General features: G+C 66.5%; 16 protein-coding genes. 3 read left to right on the top strand and 13 right to left on the bottom strand.

The genetic code is table 11. The features are described 5' to 3' along the window. Positions 1-179: 179 nt before the first annotated feature. The 4 genes from BLU38_RS17770 to BLU38_RS17755 all read right to left on the bottom strand — a co-directional run bounded on the left by BLU38_RS17770 (position 180) and on the right by BLU38_RS17755 (position 4,264). Entirely contained in the window at positions 180-1,382 is a 1,203-nt protein-coding gene (locus BLU38_RS17770; protein ID WP_231919903.1) for a S66 family peptidase, read from the bottom strand. Between the two features lie 552 nt (positions 1,383-1,934). Beyond that, positions 1,935-3,077, bottom strand: a complete 1,143-nt coding sequence (locus BLU38_RS17765; protein WP_091526830.1) for a phosphoribosylaminoimidazolesuccinocarboxamide synthase — start codon at positions 3,075-3,077, stop codon at positions 1,935-1,937. Beyond that, complete coding sequence (locus BLU38_RS32390) at positions 3,011-3,265, bottom strand: MerR family DNA-binding transcriptional regulator (RefSeq protein WP_091526829.1); 255 nt, start codon at positions 3,263-3,265, stop codon at positions 3,011-3,013. Before BLU38_RS32390 ends, BLU38_RS17765 begins: the two co-directional genes overlap by 67 nt. Positions 3,266-3,340: 75 nt before the next feature. After that, on the bottom strand, positions 3,341-4,264 hold the full coding sequence (locus BLU38_RS17755) for an NmrA/HSCARG family protein (protein ID WP_091526828.1): 924 nt from the start codon (positions 4,262-4,264) through the stop codon (positions 3,341-3,343). 114 nt (positions 4,265-4,378) lie between these two features. On the opposite strand from BLU38_RS17755, the gene BLU38_RS17750 reads away from it, so the two are divergent. Next, entirely contained in the window at positions 4,379-4,972 is a 594-nt protein-coding gene (locus BLU38_RS17750) for a TetR/AcrR family transcriptional regulator (RefSeq protein ID WP_091526827.1), read from the top strand. Here BLU38_RS17750 and BLU38_RS17745 read toward each other — a convergent pair. The 4 genes from BLU38_RS17745 to BLU38_RS17730 form a co-directional block, all read right to left on the bottom strand. Further along, the gene (locus BLU38_RS17745) at positions 4,942-5,607 is read right to left on the bottom strand and encodes a class I SAM-dependent DNA methyltransferase (RefSeq protein WP_091526826.1); all 666 of its coding nucleotides are present in this window, start codon (positions 5,605-5,607) and stop codon (positions 4,942-4,944) included. The genes BLU38_RS17750 and BLU38_RS17745 overlap by 31 nt on opposite strands. 102 nt (positions 5,608-5,709) lie before the next feature. Continuing rightward, positions 5,710-7,206: a tripartite tricarboxylate transporter permease gene (locus tag BLU38_RS17740; RefSeq protein ID WP_091526825.1), complete on the bottom strand. Its 1,497-nt coding sequence runs from the start codon at positions 7,204-7,206 to the stop codon at positions 5,710-5,712. Further along, positions 7,199-7,717 (bottom strand): tripartite tricarboxylate transporter TctB family protein, encoded by a 519-nt coding sequence (locus tag BLU38_RS17735; protein WP_091526824.1) that lies wholly within the window; start codon positions 7,715-7,717, stop codon positions 7,199-7,201. Before BLU38_RS17735 ends, BLU38_RS17740 begins: the two co-directional genes overlap by 8 nt. Before the next feature lie 35 nt (positions 7,718-7,752). Then, entirely contained in the window at positions 7,753-8,787 is a 1,035-nt protein-coding gene (locus BLU38_RS17730; RefSeq protein ID WP_231919902.1) for a Bug family tripartite tricarboxylate transporter substrate binding protein, read from the bottom strand. A gap of 147 nt (positions 8,788-8,934) precedes the next feature. On the opposite strand from BLU38_RS17730, the gene BLU38_RS17725 reads away from it, so the two are divergent. After that, positions 8,935-9,657, top strand: a complete 723-nt coding sequence (locus BLU38_RS17725) for a TetR/AcrR family transcriptional regulator (protein WP_197679760.1) — start codon at positions 8,935-8,937, stop codon at positions 9,655-9,657. Beyond that, positions 9,654-10,802 carry an FAD-dependent oxidoreductase gene (locus BLU38_RS17720; protein ID WP_091526823.1) on the top strand — a complete coding sequence of 383 codons (1,149 nt, stop codon included), beginning with the start codon at positions 9,654-9,656 and terminating at the stop codon, positions 10,800-10,802. Before BLU38_RS17725 ends, BLU38_RS17720 begins: the two co-directional genes overlap by 4 nt. A 27-nt stretch (positions 10,803-10,829) precedes the next feature. Here the strand turns inward: BLU38_RS17720 and BLU38_RS17715 are convergent, their stop codons facing one another. From BLU38_RS17715 to BLU38_RS17695, 5 genes are all read right to left on the bottom strand, one after another. Further along, on the bottom strand, positions 10,830-11,846 hold the full coding sequence (locus BLU38_RS17715; protein ID WP_091526822.1) for a TIGR03842 family LLM class F420-dependent oxidoreductase: 1,017 nt from the start codon (positions 11,844-11,846) through the stop codon (positions 10,830-10,832). A 34-nt stretch (positions 11,847-11,880) separates the two neighbouring features. Further along, the gene (hydA, locus tag BLU38_RS17710) at positions 11,881-13,302 is read right to left on the bottom strand and encodes a dihydropyrimidinase (protein WP_091526821.1); all 1,422 of its coding nucleotides are present in this window, start codon (positions 13,300-13,302) and stop codon (positions 11,881-11,883) included. A gap of 12 nt (positions 13,303-13,314) precedes the next feature. Further along, positions 13,315-14,163: a nitrilase-related carbon-nitrogen hydrolase gene (locus tag BLU38_RS17705; RefSeq protein ID WP_091526820.1), complete on the bottom strand. Its 849-nt coding sequence runs from the start codon at positions 14,161-14,163 to the stop codon at positions 13,315-13,317. Positions 14,164-14,272: 109 nt separating this feature from the next. Continuing rightward, positions 14,273-15,694, bottom strand: a complete 1,422-nt coding sequence (locus BLU38_RS17700; RefSeq protein ID WP_157683534.1) for a DUF4832 domain-containing protein — start codon at positions 15,692-15,694, stop codon at positions 14,273-14,275. Positions 15,695-15,923: 229 nt separating this feature from the next. Then, positions 15,924-17,534: an extracellular solute-binding protein gene (locus BLU38_RS17695; RefSeq protein ID WP_091526818.1), complete on the bottom strand. Its 1,611-nt coding sequence runs from the start codon at positions 17,532-17,534 to the stop codon at positions 15,924-15,926. Positions 17,535-17,566 lie beyond the last annotated feature (32 nt).

The raw sequence follows: 17,566 nt of genomic DNA, 5'->3' as shown, positions 1-17,566 counted from the left end.
ATGTCCCCTGACGCGCCCCGGTGGGAACAGGTCGACCCCCGTCACGAATGCCGGTTGGCATGGCTAGTCAGCAACACATATTTAGTCAGTCTCCGGCGTCGATGTCAACCGGGCGCCGCGCTCAGGGTCGTCCGGGCCGCGAACCGCAGACCGGTTCACTCCGGTCCGAAGCGGCCGCGTCAGCGATAGTCGGCGAACAGTCGACGACTGATGCCGTCGACGGTGACGCGTCCCCCGTACGGCAGGATCCATTGCGGACGCGTGTGGCCGAACGGTGGTCCGATGACGACCACCGCCTCGCGGTTGTAGTGATCGACGAGCTCCGTGACGACGTCTCGCTGCGCCTGACGATGCGATTGCCGTTCGGCCGCGGACGGTCGCAGGGCGGAACGCGACGTCGGCGGTCGGGCCACCAGCACGGCGTCGACCGCCGCGATCACTCCCCGCTCGCCCAGCGAACGAAGGATCCAGCCGAACTCGGTGGCCGAGATGAGATCCTCCGATGCCTCCAGCAGCAGCACCCCGCCCCGCAGGACCGATGGGTCGGCCGGGAACCGTCCGGCGGTCAGAATCCATTGCAGGACCTCGATGCAGCCACCCCAGGTGCGGCCGACCACAACCCGGCTCGGTCCTGCCCAGGTCCACGGCTCGGTCGGCTCGCGATCACCGAACTCCACCAGTGCTCGCGAATCCTGCCAGTCGTGGCCAAAGTCCTCCGACTCGCCAGGCTCGGTGATCTCCAACGTCTCGCCGGTCATCAGGGCTGCGCGCAGCGATGCCGCATGGACGGGGTCGACCTGCGGGCCGGGCCCGAGGTGGAGTTGGGTGGCACCGCCGTGGAACCCGGCGATGCCGTGGGTCCACAGCCAGTTCAACAGATTGGTGTTGTCGCTGTAGCCGAGGAACGGTTTCGGATCCTCCGCCATCACTTCGGCATTCAGATGCGGGATGACCGTGATCTGATCATCGCCCCCGATCGTCGCCAGCACCGCTCGGATCGACGGGTCGGCAAAGGCGGCATTCAGGTCGTCCGCTCGCTCGCGCGGTGAGGCATTCAGCCGGCGGGTGGTGCGAAACTCCACCGGCTCGAGCCCGGTGACCGACGTCAACCGCTCGAGAGCTTGAGCATGCACAGCGAGTGCAACCGCGGGTGCGGCGAACGAGGGCGACACGACCGCCACCTTGTCGCCGGGCTGCAGCTTCGGCGGAGAAACCAGATCCATTCGGAAGAACCTAGGACAGCAGCCCGACTCTGCCCAACGAGATTCACCGGTTCGGACCTTCATCGACGAAGCCCATACCCGGTGCCGACCCTCCCCTGGACTGATCCCGACCATGATCAACTTTACGGCTTGCCCAGAACACAACTCAGCCCGACGCACTGCTCGGAGCCCACGAGCCGGCCACGCCGGCTTCGTTCCGCAGGAGTAGATACCCGGACATCATCGTTGACCGGGCAGGTGGCCAGCTTAGGAGCTCAGCCGCCACGCTTGATCGGTCTCCGACCTGCCAGGAGAGGATCAATGACCGGGCAGTCTGGATTGGCAGCAAACCCCCGGACATTCCACCGGGACCACCCCTCTCCACCGGCATTCATGGGGTCGCGGCAGGCTACTCGAGCTTGGAGTTGTCGATCCGCGATCCTGGGGACTCGATCCTCGAGTAACCAAGTACCTGCGCGCCGACAGGGCAATGCCACGAGCGACTGAGCGTCGAATCGTCCGGTCGCAGGGGCCGCTGACAGAAGTCCGGAGATCTGCCCATAACGACTCTGGTCGGTGTGGCACAAGGGATCGATCACTGGGGCAGAGCCCCACACGTGTCCGCAAGGAGGCGTCATGCGCAGCTGGGACCCCGGTTCACCGCCGTCTCGAAGATCGTGATCACGCGGACTCATCGGAACAGCCACTGGCCGCACCGGTGCGTGGAGTTCGTCAACTTTCAAGGGCTCTGGCCACGCGGTCCGCGGCCGTGAGTTCGGCTGCCTGGAAAGGCTGCTGCGTCAGTTCCTCAGCCAGGAGGATGTAGCGGGTTGCCGTCGCGATCCGGACCTCGTCGGTCAGGACGGGTGCTTCCCCTTCGCCGTGGAACCCTCGCTCCACCAGCCATTCCCGCAACGGCTCCTTGTCCAGAGATCGTTGTTCCTCGCCGCTTTGGAACAGCTCGTCGTAGCGGTCTGCGTACCAGTAGCGCGAACTGTCGGGCGTGTGGATCTCGTCGATGAGCACGATCTCGTCACCGAGCAGCCCCAGCTCATACTTCGTGTCGACCAGGATCAGTCCGCGGCGGGCGGCAAGCTCAGTCCCCCGAGCGAACAGTCGGAAGCAAACGTCGGCGCAACGGTCGAACAGTTCCGCCGTCACCAACCCGTCAGCGATGGCGTCGGCGCGGCTGAGGTTTCGATCACGGATCTCGAACTTCGTCGTCGGCGTCAGAATCGGGGCCGGCAACCGCTCGTTCCTCCGAAGCCCCTCGGGCAGCAGGTTGCCCGCGATGTTCCGCTCACCCGCCTCGTAGTTGACCCACAACGACGTGTTCGTGACGCCCGTGGCGTAGCCCCGGACGACGAACTCGAGCGGTATCGGAGTGCACTCGCGAACCCGCCAGACGTTGGGGTCGGGTACCTCGAGGAGGTGATTCGAGACAATGTCGGCGGTGGCGTCGAACCAGTAGTTCGCGATCGCGTTGAGGATCTGTCCCTTGAACGGGATGGTTCCCACGTACCGGTCGAAAGCCGACAACCGGTCGGTGGTCACGATCGTGCGAACATCTCCGTCGACGTAGCTGTCACGGACTTTCCCCTCGTGACGGACACCCAGATGACCGAAGTCCGTTCGATCGAGCGTGCCGTGAAGTTCCTTCGCCATTCTGCGATCCGTCAGCAGTGGCGCCCCCTCATCGACTCGCAGCGCTGACTCCACGACGTCCTCCCTTTCGATCATCCGGTCCATCGCATCCACCCGGGCAGCAGCCCGATGTGCAGCCTGCGCCAGGCGTCGACGATGTTCGATCAGCTGCGCGCGCCGGATCTCCCGATCGGCGGTGCCGGCGATCGCCGCGACCTCGTCCAAGGGCATCCCGACGTCCCGCAGGACAGCCAGCGTGCTCGCGGTAGCTGGCGCAGCAGGTACCTGCGGTAGCCGGTGCGACCATCGACCTCGGCCGGCACGAGCAGGCCGACCTGGTGGTAGTGCCGCAGTGTCTCGACCGTCAGTCCCGACAATTGCGCGAACGCGCCGATTCCGATCCATTCACCAAGGCCCACAGCCGTACGGTCCCACTCTCTGCCACCCGAGAGTCAAGGCCGCACCGACACGATCGAATCGATCGTGAACCAGCTTCAGGATGAGCGGCCAATATTCGCCGTTGCCCAGGCCTCGAAGCTGGTCAGCGGGATGCCGAGCTTCGTCGCGTACTCCGGGCGCGCGGGTTGACCGGCCACGTTCATGTGCGCGTGCGATGCACCCATCGCGGGCATCCCGGCAGCGAAGGCCTGCTGCTCGGTCATGTCCGGCGCGGCCAGCGGGGTGCCGAGCACTCGGGACAGGATCTCGGCGATCCGACTCATCGTCAGGTAATCGCTGGCCAGCTCCAGTTCGACACGGTCGAAACGTTGTGGATCGGCGAAGGCGGCGGCGGCCGCGGCGCCGATGTCCTCGGTCGCGACCGGTGACATCCAGGTGTCGGGCTTGAGCACGCTGACCAGGCCGCCCTCGATGCCACGCGGGAACAGGAACCGCATGGAGGGAAGGAAATTCTCCATGAAGAAGCCCGGCTTGAGCAGGGTCCAGTGGGCGAAGCCGGCGTCGCGGAGTCGATCCTGGATTGCCGCCTTCGCGCCCATCGTCGCCTCCAGCGACCGCCACCGGCCGTCGGCCCAGCCGGGGAGTTCGGTGTGCTGGCCCGCGCCACTGACCGAGGTGTGCACGAACTGCCTCACGCCGGCGGCCTTGGCTCCTTCGATGAGGTTGATGGCCTGCGCCACCTCCCCGTCGAAGTCGACACCCGCCGCCGACATCCGGGGCATCTGCACGGAGAACACCCCGCGGACACCGTCGGCCGCCCGAACCACCGAGTCGCGGTCCAGGAGATCGCCGACGACCAGATCGGCGCCTTCGGCCCGCACCGACCTGGCTCGCTCGGTGCTCGGATCGCGAACCAGGGCACGGACCGGAACGCCCCTGGCGAGCAGAGCGCGCGCGGTGGCACCGCCCTGCCGTCCCGTCGCACCGGTGACCAGGATCGGCATAGCTGCTACGGACATGAATCTCCTCCTGAGGGCCGGCCGCGCCAGCGGCCGAAGCTAAGTGGCGGGGTCCGCCGATTATTCCTTGATAGGATATGGCGGACCCCGCCACTTAGCAAGATCGGAAGCGAGATGTCGGATCGACAGCGTGCCGACGCACGCCGCAACTACGCACGCATCCTGACCGTGGCCGATGCGGAGGTTGCCGCCCACGGTGCCGAGGCGTCACTGGAACAGATCGCCCGGACCGCAGGGGTCGGTTCGGCCACCGTGCGCCGCCACTTCCCCACCCGCCAGGCGTTGCTGGAGGCGGTGTCCCATGATCGGGTCGAGGCGCTTCGGGTTCGCGCACAGGAACTGGCCGGGACCTCGGACAGCCGCACCGCGCTGCTGACCTGGTTGGGCGAGCTCATCGACTACTGCGTGACGGCCCGCGGGTTGGCGACCGCCCTCAGCTACGAGCACGACGCCGACCCGATCCGCGGGAACAGCTGCGCGGCCACGATCGAGGAAGCGGCGGCGCCGCTGCTACGGGCGGCCGCCCGGGACGGCAGGATGTCCGCGGACGTGACCCCGTCGGAGTTGATCACTCTCGTGGTGGGCATGGCCCTGGCGACCGAACACGCTACCGATCCGGCTGCGCGAGCGAACAGACTGCTCGCGATCACCGTCGCGGGCCTCAGCCCGTCGGATGATCATCCGGCAGCCTTGCGGAGCAACCAGTAGTCCGCGCCGCCGTTGTCCAGGTACGGCGCATTGATCAACTCGCTGACAACATCGACAGCACCGGCGGCAGCCAGCGCGGCGACCTTGTCCCGGTAGCCGTGCTCGACCGAGTGACTGTGCCGGACACTGACCGCGAGATGTCCCCCGGCGCTGGTGATCCGCAGCAGGGCGTCCAGCCCTTCGACGCCGACGTGGCCGTGGGTCAGGGTGCCGCAACACAACACCAACGGGAAGGTCGGCGCATCCTCCGCCGCGGCGTACTCCAGCAGATCGACACCGCCGAGGGACGAGACGTAGGAATCATCGCGGGCCGCGATCTCGGCCATCTCCTCGGAAAGATCAACACCGAGGATCCGCACGGCCGGCCTGCGCTGGTGCAGCAACCGCCCGACAAGACCGGTGCCGCAACCAACGTCGATCGCCTGGATCGAGCTGCCAGCGTCGGTGATCATCGCGGCCAGACCCGCGATGATGAACGGACCGGCATACCCTTCCTCCAGCATGTCCTGGTCGTAGCTGGCCGCCCAGTCGCGGTAGTAGGCGGTGATGCTGTCGCGTTCGCCGTCGAGCTGCAGGGCACCGTCGGCCTGCGCGGCCGCCCCGGTGGTCCGTGCATCGTTCGTCGGCTGGCTCATGGCATCGCTCCAAGTCACTCGTGATCGACAGGACCCCCGACGATAACGACCCACGCCACGACCCGCCGAACCCGGTGTTGTCCTCGGCGTGCCGCTCCGCGATCACACCGAGGCCGCGGAGCGACGCCGCCGCAGCCAGGCCGAGACGACGAAGATGATCACCAGTGCGGCATAGACGAGCACTGCGAAGGGTGACGAAATCAGCGTCAGCGGATCGCCCTCGGCGATGGCCAGCGCCCGCCGCAACTGACGTTCGAAGATCGGCCCCAGGATCAGTCCGACCACCATCGGTGCGACCGGGTAGCCGTAACGACGCATGAAGAAGCCGATCAGTCCGATCACCAACAGCAGGAAGACATCGGCCGGAGTGAAGTTGACAGCGAAGGCACCGAGGGCAGCAAAAAGGAGGATGCCCGCGTACAGATAGGGCCGCGGGATCTGCAGGATCGTCACCCAGATCCCGACCAGCGGCAGGTTGAGCACCAGCAGCATCACGTTGCCGATGTAGAGGCTGGCGATCAAGGTCCAGACCAGGGCGGAGTTCTCCGCGAACAGCTGCGGCCCGGGAGCGATCTGATAGCGCTGGAACGCGGCGACCATCATCGCCGCGGTCGCCGTCGTCGGCAGCCCGAGGGTGAGCAGTGGCACCAGCACACCGGCTGCCGCGGCGTTGTTCGCCGCCTCCGGCCCGGCAACCCCTTCGATGGCACCGTTCCCGAATTCGGCGCGGCGTTTTCCTTTGGCCAGTTTGCGTTCTGCGGCGTAGGACAGGAAGGTTGCCAGGTCCGCACCGCCGGCCGGGATGGTCCCGATCGGGAAGCCGATCATGGTGCCCCGCAGCCAGGACGGCCAGGACCTCCCGACGTCCTCCCTGGACATCCGGTTGGCACCGATCTTGATCAACTCCGGCGGGTCGTGCCGGAGCCGGGAGGCAACATAGAGCCCTTCCCCGACAGCGAACAGTCCGACCGCGACCAGCACGACGTCGATGCCGTCGCCGAGGACCGGCAGTCCGAAGGTGTAGCGGGACTGGCCGCTGATCCCGTCCACTCCGACCAGTCCGATGATCAATCCGAGTCCCAACGCTGCCAGACCACGCAGCACCGACGCGCCCAACAGGGCACCGACAGTGAGGAAGGCGACCACCATCACAGCGACGTAGTCCACCGGCCCGAGCCGGACGGCAACCTCGGCCAATCCGGGTGCAGCGAGCGTGAGTGCCATCGTCGCGATGGTTCCTGCGACGAAGGAGCCGATCGCGGCCGTGGCCAACGCTGCGGCGCCGCGTCCTGCCTTGGCCATCAGGTTTCCCTCCAACGCTGTCACGATGGAGGCGGACTCTCCGGGTGTGTTCAGCAGGATCGATGTCGTCGAGCCGCCGTACATGCCGCCGTAGTAGATGCCGGCGAACACGATGATCGCCGCGGTCGGTTCCAACTGATAGGTGATCGGCATCAGCAGAGCAAGGGTCATCGCCGGGCCGATGCCGGGCAGTACACCGACGGCGGTCCCGACCAGCACACCGAACAGGGCATACAACAGGAACTCCGGCTGCGCGGCGGCACTGAAGCCGTGCACCAGACCGGCGAGGCTATCCACCGAACACCTCCAGCCCGAACGTCTGCAGCCCGGACAGCAGCGGACCGGGCGGTAGCGACAGCCCGAGCAAGCCACCGAAGACCGCCTGGACGATCAACGCGAGCGCGATGCCGATCGGCAGGATCCGCCATCGCCGGGCGCCGAGGATCCAGCCGGTAGCGATGAACAGGGCAGCAGCCGCCACCGGCCAGCCGAGTGGAATGATCAAGAACACATGTCCGACCAGCGCCGCGACCAGCAGTCCGACCGTCGTCCAGCCGGTGCGAGCAGCGGAGTCGACGTCTTCCGATTCCTCGGCGCGGCCGGTGTGGCCACGGAGCACGGTGATCACCAGCAGGATGCCGATCACCAGGGTGAACGCGCCGACCACGCGAGGGAAGGCCCGCGGCCCGGGATCGGACGCGCCGAGTGGCGACGCTATCGAACCGGCCGCGACCAGCACGACGCCACCGGCCGCCGCCACCGCGACGGCGAAGATCAACTCGCCGACCGCTGTCGCCGACCGCGCCACTACTCGGTCAGACCCCACTACCCGGTCAGACCCCACTACTTGGTCAGACCAATGTCACGCAGCGTTCCCTGCACGCTGGTGGTCTCGGCGGCGAGATAGCCGGAGAACTCCTTCCCGGACAGGTAGGCATCCTCCCAGGAGTTGGTCTTCAGCGCCTTCTTCCACCCACCGCTGCCGTGCATGTCATCGACCAGTCGGGTCAACTGTGCTGCCTTCTGCTGGTCGATGTCGCCCGGGGCGATCACACCGCGCCAGTTGGTGAGGGTGACATCGACCCCTTGGTCGCTGAGAGTCTTGATCTTGGGCAACTCCGGGCTGGCCGCGGCACCGGACACCGCCAGCGCCCGCAGCTTGCCCGCCTTGACCTGGTCGGCATATTCGGCGACGCCGGAGATCCCAGCATCGACCTTGTTGCCGAGCAGCGCGGCCAGCGATTCGCCACCGCCGGAGTACGGGATGTAGTTGAGCTTGTCGGCGCCGACGCCGGCGTCCTTCAGCATCATCCCGGCCAGGATGTGATCGGCTCCACCGGCCGAGCCGCCGGTGATCGACACACCTCGCCCCTTCTGCTGCACGGCTTCGATCAGGTCGTCGATCGTCTTGTACGGCGACTCGGCCGGCACCACGACGACCAGCGGTTCCTCGGTCAGCCGCGCGATCGGCGTGGTGTCGGCCAGGGTGGTCTCGGACTTGTTGGTCTCGATCGCACCGACCATCACCAGGCCGGTGACCATCAGGGTGTCCGGCTCCTTCTCCTGGGCCAGCTTGGCCAGGCCGACGGTGCCGCCTGATCCGCCGATGTTCTGGACCTGGGTGTTGCCGGCCAGCGCAGCCGTGTCCACAGCCCGCTGCATCGCCCGCCCGGTCTGATCCCATCCACCACCGGGCTCGGCCGGGACGATGATCTTCAGGTTGTCGATCTTCTCACCGGCTGCCGACCCCTTCGATCCGGCGGTCACACTGCTGGTCGTACCACAGGCGCCGACCAGCAGCGCACCGATCATGATCGTCACCGCTGTCAGGAGCCGACGCTGTCGGCGGCGGCCGATGGTCCTGGTTCTGGTTGTCACTGCACACCCTTCATGATCAACAGGTTTCGAGCACAGAGAGCCAAGACTCGACCGGCCCGGTCGGTCGGGGCAATGTCTTTCGATCTGGATCGACACACAGCGGGACCAAACTTGTTCGTAACGAACATGTTCGTTACGATGGTGTTCGTGAACGCTTCCGAGTCATCGCCACGCAGCCGACGCGATCGCCCCGCCAAACCGCCGCTGTCCCGCGACTGGATCATCGACTCCGCGGTCGAGATCATGCGGACCGAGGGCTTGGCCAAGGTGACGATGCGGCGAGTGGCCCAGGAGCTCGACACCGGCCCGGCATCGTTGTACGTCTACGTCGCCAACACCGCGGAGCTGCACAGCGCGATGCTGGATCGACTGCTCGGCGATCTGCGGCCGTCCGGCTCCGGACCCTGGACCGAGCAGGTCGAGCAACTCCTGATCGACTACACCGTGCTGCTGTCCGGCTACCCCGGACTGGCACGTGCGGCGCTGATGATCAGACCGTCCGGCGAACACGCTCTCGGCCTGTTCGACCGGCTGCTCGGTCTGCTGCTCGACGGCGACGTCGCACCCGACCGGGCCGCCTGGGGCGCCGACCTGTTGATCTTGCTCGGCACCGCGGAAGCCGCCGAGCACGGCGCCCGGGACACCGCGGATCCCAACCCTGCCGTCGATCCGAGCCATGGTTGGGCTGCGGTCGAGGCCGCGGTCCGCGCCGCGGATCCCGGGCGGCTGCCGCACCTGGCAGCGCACGCCGACGTGGCCCTGGCCGGCAACGGTCCCGATCGACTGCGATGGGCGTTCCGAGCGGTGCTGTCCGGGATCGCCGCGACCGCCACGATCACCACCCCACCCACACAGGAGGACCACCGATGACACCCGAACACCTCCCCATCTGCATCGTCGGCGGCGGACTAGGCGGCCTCACCCTGGCCCGCGTCCTGACGGCGAACGGCATCGACACGGTCGTACTGGAAGCCGAACCCTCCCGCCACTCCCGGGTCCAGGGCGGCATGCTCGACATCCACGCCGAGAGTGGGCAGAGCGCACTGCGCACCGCCGGGCTGCACGACTCCTTCCGCACCTTGGTCCATCCCGGCGGTGAGGCGATGCGGATCGTCGACCGCAGCGGAACGGTGCTCCGCGACGAGGCCGATCCGGGCACGTTCGATCGTCCGGAGATCGACCGCGGACAGCTCCGCGATCTGCTGCTGGATGCACTGCCCGCGGCGACCATCCGCTGGGGCCAGAAGGTCACCGGTGCCGAGCCGATCGACTCCGCGACCGGACGTCACCTGGTGCAGCTGGCGGACGGCCGCAGCTACACCACCGATCTGCTGATCGGCGCCGACGGTGCGTGGTCGCGGATCCGGCCGCTGGTTTCCGACGCCCGTCCGGCCTATGCCGGGATCTGCTTCCTGGAGGTGGATCTGCACGACGCGGACCGTCGGCATCCGGCGGAGGCGGCCATGATGGGCGGCGGCATGCTGTTCGCTCTCGACGGCGATCTCGGCGTCCTCGGGCATCGCGAAGCCGACGGCAGCCTGCACGTCTACGTCGGCCATCGGTGTGCGGAGGACTGGATCGACACCATCGACTTCGCCGACACCGCGACGGCCCGGACCACCGTGTCAAAGATGCTGGACGGCTGGCACCCTGCGCTCCGCGGGATGATCGAACACGCCGACGGTCCGATCATCCCGCGCCGGATCAACGCGTTGCCGGTCGGCCACAGCTGGCCCCACACACCGGGCGTCACGCTGCTCGGCGACGCCGCCCACCTGATGTCCCCCTTCGCCGGTGAGGGCGCCAACCTGGCGATGCTCGACGGTGCCGAGTTCGGCCGCGCGATCGTGGCCTCACCGGATGATCTCGAGCAAGCGGTAGCGAGCTATCAGGAGGCGCTTTTCCCCCGCTCCGCCGCGGCGGCGCAGGACTCTGCCGACAGTCTGGAGTTGATCTTCGCCGCCGACGCTCCGCACGGCCTGGCGCGGGCGTTCGCCGCGGCAGCGCCTGCCTGATCGGACGGCGGGCCGGGGCCGCTGCGCTCAGGATCTGGCGGCCAGGTGCTCGCGGAGCGCCGGGATGACCGTCTCACCGTAGCTTCGCAGGGTTTCCTCCTTGTTGTCGTGCTGGAGATAGCCGGCGAACTGATGGACCCCGATCTCCTTCAGCTGTTGGAGTCTGGCGATGTGATCGGTGGCCGAGCCGAGGATGCAGAAGCGGTCGATGATCTCGTCGGGGACGAAGTCGGTGTGCGTGTTGCCGGCCCGGCCGTGCTCGTTGTAGTCGTAGCCCTGCCGGCCGGCGATGTAGTCGGTGAGGGCGGCCGGGAGGCCGCCGTCCTTGCCGTAGCGAGCGACCAGATCGGCGACGTGATTGCCGACCATGCCGCCGAACCACCGGCTCTGATCACGCATGTGCTGCCGCTCCTGACCGATGTAGAACGGCGCCGCGACACAGAAGGTGATCGCGTCCGGATCGCGTCCGGCTTCGATCGCTGCCCGTCTGACTTCGTTGATCATCCAGCGCCCGATGTCGGGGTCGGCGAGCTGCAGGATGTAGCCGTCACCGACCTCACCGGCCAGCGCCAGCGCCTTCGGCCCGTAGGCCGCCACCCACACCTCGCAGCGACTGTCCGCGGCCCAGGGAAATCTCACCGTCGACCCGCGATAGTCGACCTGCCGGCCGTTGGCCAGCCCCTTGATCACCGCGATCGCCTCCCGCAGCTCGGCCAGGGTCGTCGGCTTGCCGTTGGTGACCCGGACCGCGGAATCGCCACGGCCGATGCCGCAGACGGTGCGGTTGCCGTACATCTGGTTCAGGGTGGCGAACACCGAGGCGGTGACGGTCCAGTCGCGGGTCGCCGGATTGGTGACGAACGGCCCGACCATCACCCTGCGGGTCTCGGCCAGGATCCGGCTGTGGATGACGTACGGCTCCTGCCACAGCAGATGACTGTCGAAGGTCCAGACGTGGCTGAAGCCGTATTCCTCGGCCTGCCGCGCCAGCGCGACCGTTCGCGCCGCGGGCGGATCACACTGCAGCACGATCCCGAAGTCCATTCGCTCCCCCTCAGCCAGGTCGTCCGGGCCGTGGTCAGTTCAGGTACTGACTCAGGTCCCGTTTCAGATAGCGCCCGTGGCCCTTGCGGCCGACATAGGCGCCGTCGTCGATCAGCACCGCCCCGCGGGAGAGGACAAGATCAACATGCCCGTCGATCTCGAACCCCTCCCAGGCCGAGTGATCCATGTTCATGTGGTGGGTCTTCTGCAGCCCGATCGAGGTGTGGCCGTTCGGGTCGTAGATCACGACGTCGGCATCGGCTCCGGGCGCGATCACTCCCTTCCTGCCGTACAGACCGAACATCCGCGCCGGAGTCGTCGAGGTCAGCTCGACCCAGCGCGGCCGGCTGATCCGGCCGGTCACCACACCCTGGTAGAGCAGGTTCATCCGATGCTCCACCGAGCCGATCCCGTTCGGGATGGCCCGGAAGTCGTCGACTCCCAACTCCTTCTGATCCTTCATGCAGAACGGGCAATGATCGGTGGACACCATTTGTAGATCGTTGCCGCGCAGCGCCTGCCAGATCGCGTCCTGGTGTCCCTCGGCCCGGGACCGCAGCGGCGTCGAGCAGACCCATTTGGCTCCCTCGAATCCCGGCGCTCCGAGCTGTTCCTCCAAGGACAGATAGAGATACTGCGGGCAGGTCTCGCCGAAGACGTTCTTCCCTTCGCCGCGGGCAGCGGCCAGTTGCGCGACCGCTTGTTTGGCCGAGACGTGCACCACATAGAGCGGAGCCCGGGCGACATCGGCCAGCATGATCGCCCGATGGGTGGCCTCCTCCTCCAGCTGCCAGGCCCGCGCGATCCCGTGGTAGTACGGCGATGTCTTGCCCCGCTCGACCAATTGCTCGGCCAACACGTCGATCGCCGGCCCGTTCTCGGCGTGCATCATGGTGAGCAGCCCCAGCTCCGATGCCTTCTGCATCGCACGCAGCACCTGGGCGTCGTCGGAGTAGAAGACGCCGGGATAGGCCATGAACAACTTGTAGCTGGTGATGCCCTCGTCGATCAGCGTGTCCATCGCCTTCAGACTCTGCTCGTCCACGCCGCCGATGATCTGATGGAAGCCGTAGTCGATCGCGCAGTTGCCGTCGGCCTTGCGATGCCACTGCGCCAACCCGTCCTCGACCTGTTCCCCGGAGCGCTGGATGGCGAAGTCGATGATCGTCGTGGTGCCGCCCCAGGCGGCCGCCCGGGTGCCGGTCTCGAAGGTGTCGCAGGCTTCCGTGCCACCGAACGGCATCTCCATGTGGGTGTGGGCATCGACGCCACCCGGAATCACATACTTGCCTGCGGCGTCGATCACCCGGTCGACACCGGCAGCAAGATCATGTCCGAGCAGCGTCGACCCGGGCGCGAGGACGGCGGCGATCTGTTCGCCGTCGATCAACACGTCGGCGGCCGTCTCGCCGGTGGCCTGGATGACGGTGCCGCCGGTGATCAGGATGGTGGCCATGCTGGATCCCCCTCAGGGCTTGCTGATCACGGTGTAGCTGTCGGGGCGACGATCCCGGTAGAACTGCCAGTCCTCACGCATCTGCCGGACCAGATCGAGGTCGAGATCACGGATCAGCAGCTCCTCGTGGTCGCTGGCCCCGAGCTCGCCGACGTAGTTGCCGCGGGGGTCGACGACCTGACTGCGGCCGTAGAAGTCCACCGCCTCGTCGCCGAACTCGTTGTCCTCCCGGCCGACCCGATTGGGAGCGAGCACGAAGTAGCCGTTGGCGACGGCGGCGGCCGGTTGTTCGATCTCCCACAGTCGGTTGGACAGCCCCGGCTTGGTCGCGTTGGGGTTGAAGACCATGTCGGCACCGGCCAGGCCGAGTTCCCGCCAACCCTCGGGAAAGTGCCGGTCGTAACAGATGTACATCCCGATCCGGCCGATCGAGGTGTCGAAGACCGGGTAGCCGAGGTTGCCGGGACGGAAGTAGAACTTCTCCCAGAACTTCTCCACCTGCGGCAGATGGTTCTTGCGGTACTTGCCGATCACGGTGCCGTCGGCGTCGACGAGGACGGCGGTGTTGTAGTAGACGCCGGCGTGCTCCTCCTCATAGATCGGCAGCACCATCACGATCCCCAACTCGCGTGCCAGTGCAGCGAATCGCTGCACCACCGGCCCGTCGGCGGGCTCGGCGAAGCGGTAGTACTTCGGATCCTGCACGATGCCGAAGTACGGCCCGTGAAAGAGCTCCTGGAAGCAGATCACCTGGGCGCCGCCGGCCGCGGCGTCCCGGGCGAACTGCTCATGCTTGTCCAGCATCGAGGGCTGGTCACCGGTCCAGGTCGTCTGACTGATCGCCGCGCGAATCGTCGTCATGGTCTACCTCTTCCGAAGCCTTTGTCGGCAGTTGGAGCGTAGACAGCGGATATTAGTCTTCGACCGGCCCGATCGGCCAGAGTTTCGTCAGATCAGAAATTCCGAGATGTCAGCCGACAGTGCAGTCCCCCACCAACAACCAGCCGGACGGGCTGACTCGGCCCTCGGCTGCCAACTCCAGCCCCGGAGTATCCGACCGGCCGGTGTCGACGACCGCGACACCCCACTGATAGCGCCCACCCGGAACGTTGTCGATCTTCGGAGTGAACCGGTACTCGGTCGAAGTGCCGCGCAGCCAGACCGACGGCTCGGCGTCCCGGTCGACCGCGGTCGCTACCACCGTCAGGTCCTCATCGAGCAGGGCAAAGGCCGGCTTGTACCGGTACCCCCACTGCGGGAGGTTGTTCGGGCAGTACCCCCACCCGTCATTGCTCCAGCGGTGCACGATGGTCGGCGCGGCACCCGGATGCAGCACTGTCGGCAGCGACAGTGTGTCCGGATAGAGCCGGTAGGACCCGTTGGCGGTGAACGCGTCGATCAGGTCGGGTGCGTCGTTGAACCAACTCAGGGTCTCGTTGCCGACCCGGAAGTCCATTGTGTTGACGTGCCCCTCGGCGGAATCGTCGTATTCCCCCTGCCGGACGTCGCGAGGGGTCTGATATCCGCGCGGATCGTCGGTGTAGCTGTGCGACCCGGTGATCCAGCCGCCCTCCATGATCACCGGGCGACGGAACTTCCAGGCGGCCGCCAGGTCGCGTTCCCACTGGCCGTAATAGGTGGTCATCCCGAAGGCGTCATGCCGCAGGCTGCAGCCCTGCTCGAACGCCCAGGTGAGCAACTCGAGGCTGCCAGGTGCCGGGCTGCCCCAGCCGGTGGTCGCCGAGGGCGGATCGCCCGGCTTGTGCCAGCCGATGAACCGGTGGTAATTGACCGCGACCGGGACCTTGTCGAACAGCCGCAGCCACAGACCGATGTTCCAGCGGAACACCTCCTCCCGGTTAGCGTCGTCGAGATAGATCAGCGAATGTCCCTCGCCCCACTTGCCGAGCCCGTAGCCGTCCATGAAGTCGACGACCTCGGGATCGTTGAACTCCGCGGCGAAGGCGATCAGGAACTTCTCGTACTTGGCCCGGAAGATCGGATCGTCAGGATAGGCGGTCCAGACCGTGTGACTGCCGGTCTGGGTCTGATAACCCTGCGCGCCGGCGCCGCGGACATAGGACGGCGTGAAGTCGGTGGCCTTGTCGCGGCTGTCGGTGACCACTCGGAAGGCGAGCTTCATGCCGCGCTGCCGGGCGGTGTCGATCAAGGATTTCAGCTTGTCGTCGGTGTTCCACCCGTAGACGTCCTCGGCCGGGTTGAGCACCGACCAGGCGATCCGCAGATAGAGGGTGTTGGCGTAGCCCTGGATCCGCACCGGTGCGGCAAGATCATCCAGGGACTGCCAGTAGTCGTCGGCAACTCCGGTGCTGCCGTAAAGAACCCAACCGGACAAGGGGTTCTTCAGCACCCGGGTAGTGTCGGCTGTCACCCGGCGTAGACGATTGCCGTGGATCTGTGGGTCGGGACGGGACGGTCCGACGGCGGTAGCCGGCCGAGCCGTGGTGGCTGCCAGGGCGAGGCCCGCCACTGCCCCTGCTCCGATCCTGAGCGCGGTGCGCCGGGGTAGTCCGGTACGGGTGTCCGCCGAATGATCATGCATGGTGAATGGCCCTCTCCGTTGAGTCCTGGTGGTGTGTTGATCATGGCCGGCACGCTCCTCAGAGCACCGACTGATACTCCTGGCGCATCGCGTCACCGCCGTCCTTGCGCCACTTCTCGACGGCCGGTTTCCAGTCCGTCATCTTCTTGCGACCGGCGATGATGTCGTTGCGGACGTCGCTGAGGTCGGTGGAGATCTTGGTGCCCTTCTCGTTCGACGTCGGCGAGATCAGGTTCTTGCACGGGTTCTCGACCGCCATCTTGTCCACGGCCTGGTTCGCGTCGATGTACTGCTTGACGAAGTCTGGATCGGAGTTGGAAATGGTCAGCCCCGGGCCGACCAGGTAGCCCCACGGGACGGTGAGATCACGGCTGCCCTGTTCGGTCAGCACCGGCGATCCACTCTTGTCCAGGGTATGGTCCTTACCCTGGATGCCGTAGTGCAGCAATGTGTACTCCTCGCTGCCGAAGGGCGCGGCGAAGAAGTTCAAGGCGCCGAGGATCTGCTGTATCCGTGCCTCACTCTTCTTGTTGATGAAGGTGGTGCCGAAGGTGACGTTGTCGAAGTAGGTGACGCCCTTCTGCCCTGGCGCCCCGACCGGGATGTACGGCAACGGCTCACCCTCGGGCATCTCGCTGAAGTAGCCCAGATAGCCGGGCAGGCCATCCTGGACGAAGGCGGCCTTGCCTGCCTTGAAACTGTTGGTCCGCGCGGTGCCGTCGATGCCGTCCGACCCGGGCACCTGCAGCTTCTTCTTCACCATCGTGGTCATGTACTCGATCGCGGCGGCGTACTCGTCGGTCTCCAGATCGGCGATCAGCTTGCCATGATCGTTTCGCCAGCCGTACGGCACGCCGAACATCATCGCTATCACCTGGAAGTAGGTGTTTCCGGTGGTGTTGATGAAGCCCCAATGACCGTCCTGCGGTCGGGTCAGCTCCACCAGGGCGTCGAGGAAGTCGTCGGTGTCGGTCGGCATCGTCGTGATGCCGGCCTTGTCCAGCAGGGTCTTGTTGTAGAACCCGGCACCGGCACTGCCACCGCGCGGGATCGGTAGCTTGAAGATCTTGTTGTCGACGATGCAATCTTTCCAGGCCAGCGTTGGGATCGCCGCCAGGTTGGGATAGTCCTTGATCGCGTCACCGGACAGGTGTGCGGTCAGGTCGACCGCGACCGAATTGAAGAACTCGGCCGGATGATCGATCGTGCTGACCAGGGTGACGTCGGGCAACTTCTTGCCCGCGATCGCGGTCTGGAACTTCGTCAGGTAGTCACTGTTCGGCACGATGGTCAGGTCCAGGCGAGCCCCGAGCCGGCTCTCGACCTCCTTCCATGCCGGGTTCTTGGCCTGCCCGGTGGGCAACGGACTGAAGGTGCCGACCATCGCCGACAGCGGCTCGGTGAGCGGCGGCTTCGGCACCGTCCGGACGGTGTCGGCCGGATACTTCGTGAAGCCGGACGGGGCGGCGGGCAACGACGACGGGTATTGCGGCGTCGGACCGTCGAAAGCGACGAAGGTCGGCAGTTTGACCGTGTTCACCGCGGCCCTGGTGTTGGCGACCTTCGGTCCGGTCGAACAGGCCGACAGCAGCGGCGATCCGACGGCGGCCATTGCACCGACGCCGATCAGTCCGCCGAGAAGCCCGCGACGGGAGACATGCGATGACATCTGGAACAACCTCTCTGTTGATCAGGACATGT

The sequence above is a fragment of the Microlunatus soli genome (genome assembly GCF_900105385.1).
Lineage (GTDB): Bacteria > Actinomycetota > Actinomycetes > Propionibacteriales > Propionibacteriaceae > Microlunatus > Microlunatus soli.
The sequence above is the reverse complement of the archived record's forward strand: the minus strand, read 5'-3'. Positions and strand labels throughout refer to the sequence as shown.

What these genes read in the sequence shown, in the direction of transcription:
- BLU38_RS17765 (WP_091526830.1), bottom strand. Translation starts at nt 3,077, where the DNA reads ATGCCCTTGGACGAGGTCGCGGCGATCGCCGGCACCGCCGATCGGGAG.
- BLU38_RS17755 (WP_091526828.1), bottom strand. Translation starts at nt 4,264, where the DNA reads ATGTCCGTAGCAGCTATGCCGATCCTGGTCACCGGTGCGACGGGACGG.
- BLU38_RS17695 (WP_091526818.1), bottom strand. Translation starts at nt 17,534, where the DNA reads ATGTCATCGCATGTCTCCCGTCGCGGGCTTCTCGGCGGACTGATCGGC.
- BLU38_RS17745 (WP_091526826.1), bottom strand. Translation starts at nt 5,607, where the DNA reads ATGAGCCAGCCGACGAACGATGCACGGACCACCGGGGCGGCCGCGCAG.
- BLU38_RS17705 (WP_091526820.1), bottom strand. Translation starts at nt 14,163, where the DNA reads ATGACGACGATTCGCGCGGCGATCAGTCAGACGACCTGGACCGGTGAC.
- hydA (WP_091526821.1), bottom strand. Translation starts at nt 13,302, where the DNA reads ATGGCCACCATCCTGATCACCGGCGGCACCGTCATCCAGGCCACCGGC.
- BLU38_RS17720 (WP_091526823.1), top strand. Translation starts at nt 9,654, where the DNA reads ATGACACCCGAACACCTCCCCATCTGCATCGTCGGCGGCGGACTAGGC.
- BLU38_RS17715 (WP_091526822.1), bottom strand. Translation starts at nt 11,846, where the DNA reads ATGGACTTCGGGATCGTGCTGCAGTGTGATCCGCCCGCGGCGCGAACG.
- BLU38_RS17750 (WP_091526827.1), top strand. Translation starts at nt 4,379, where the DNA reads ATGTCGGATCGACAGCGTGCCGACGCACGCCGCAACTACGCACGCATC.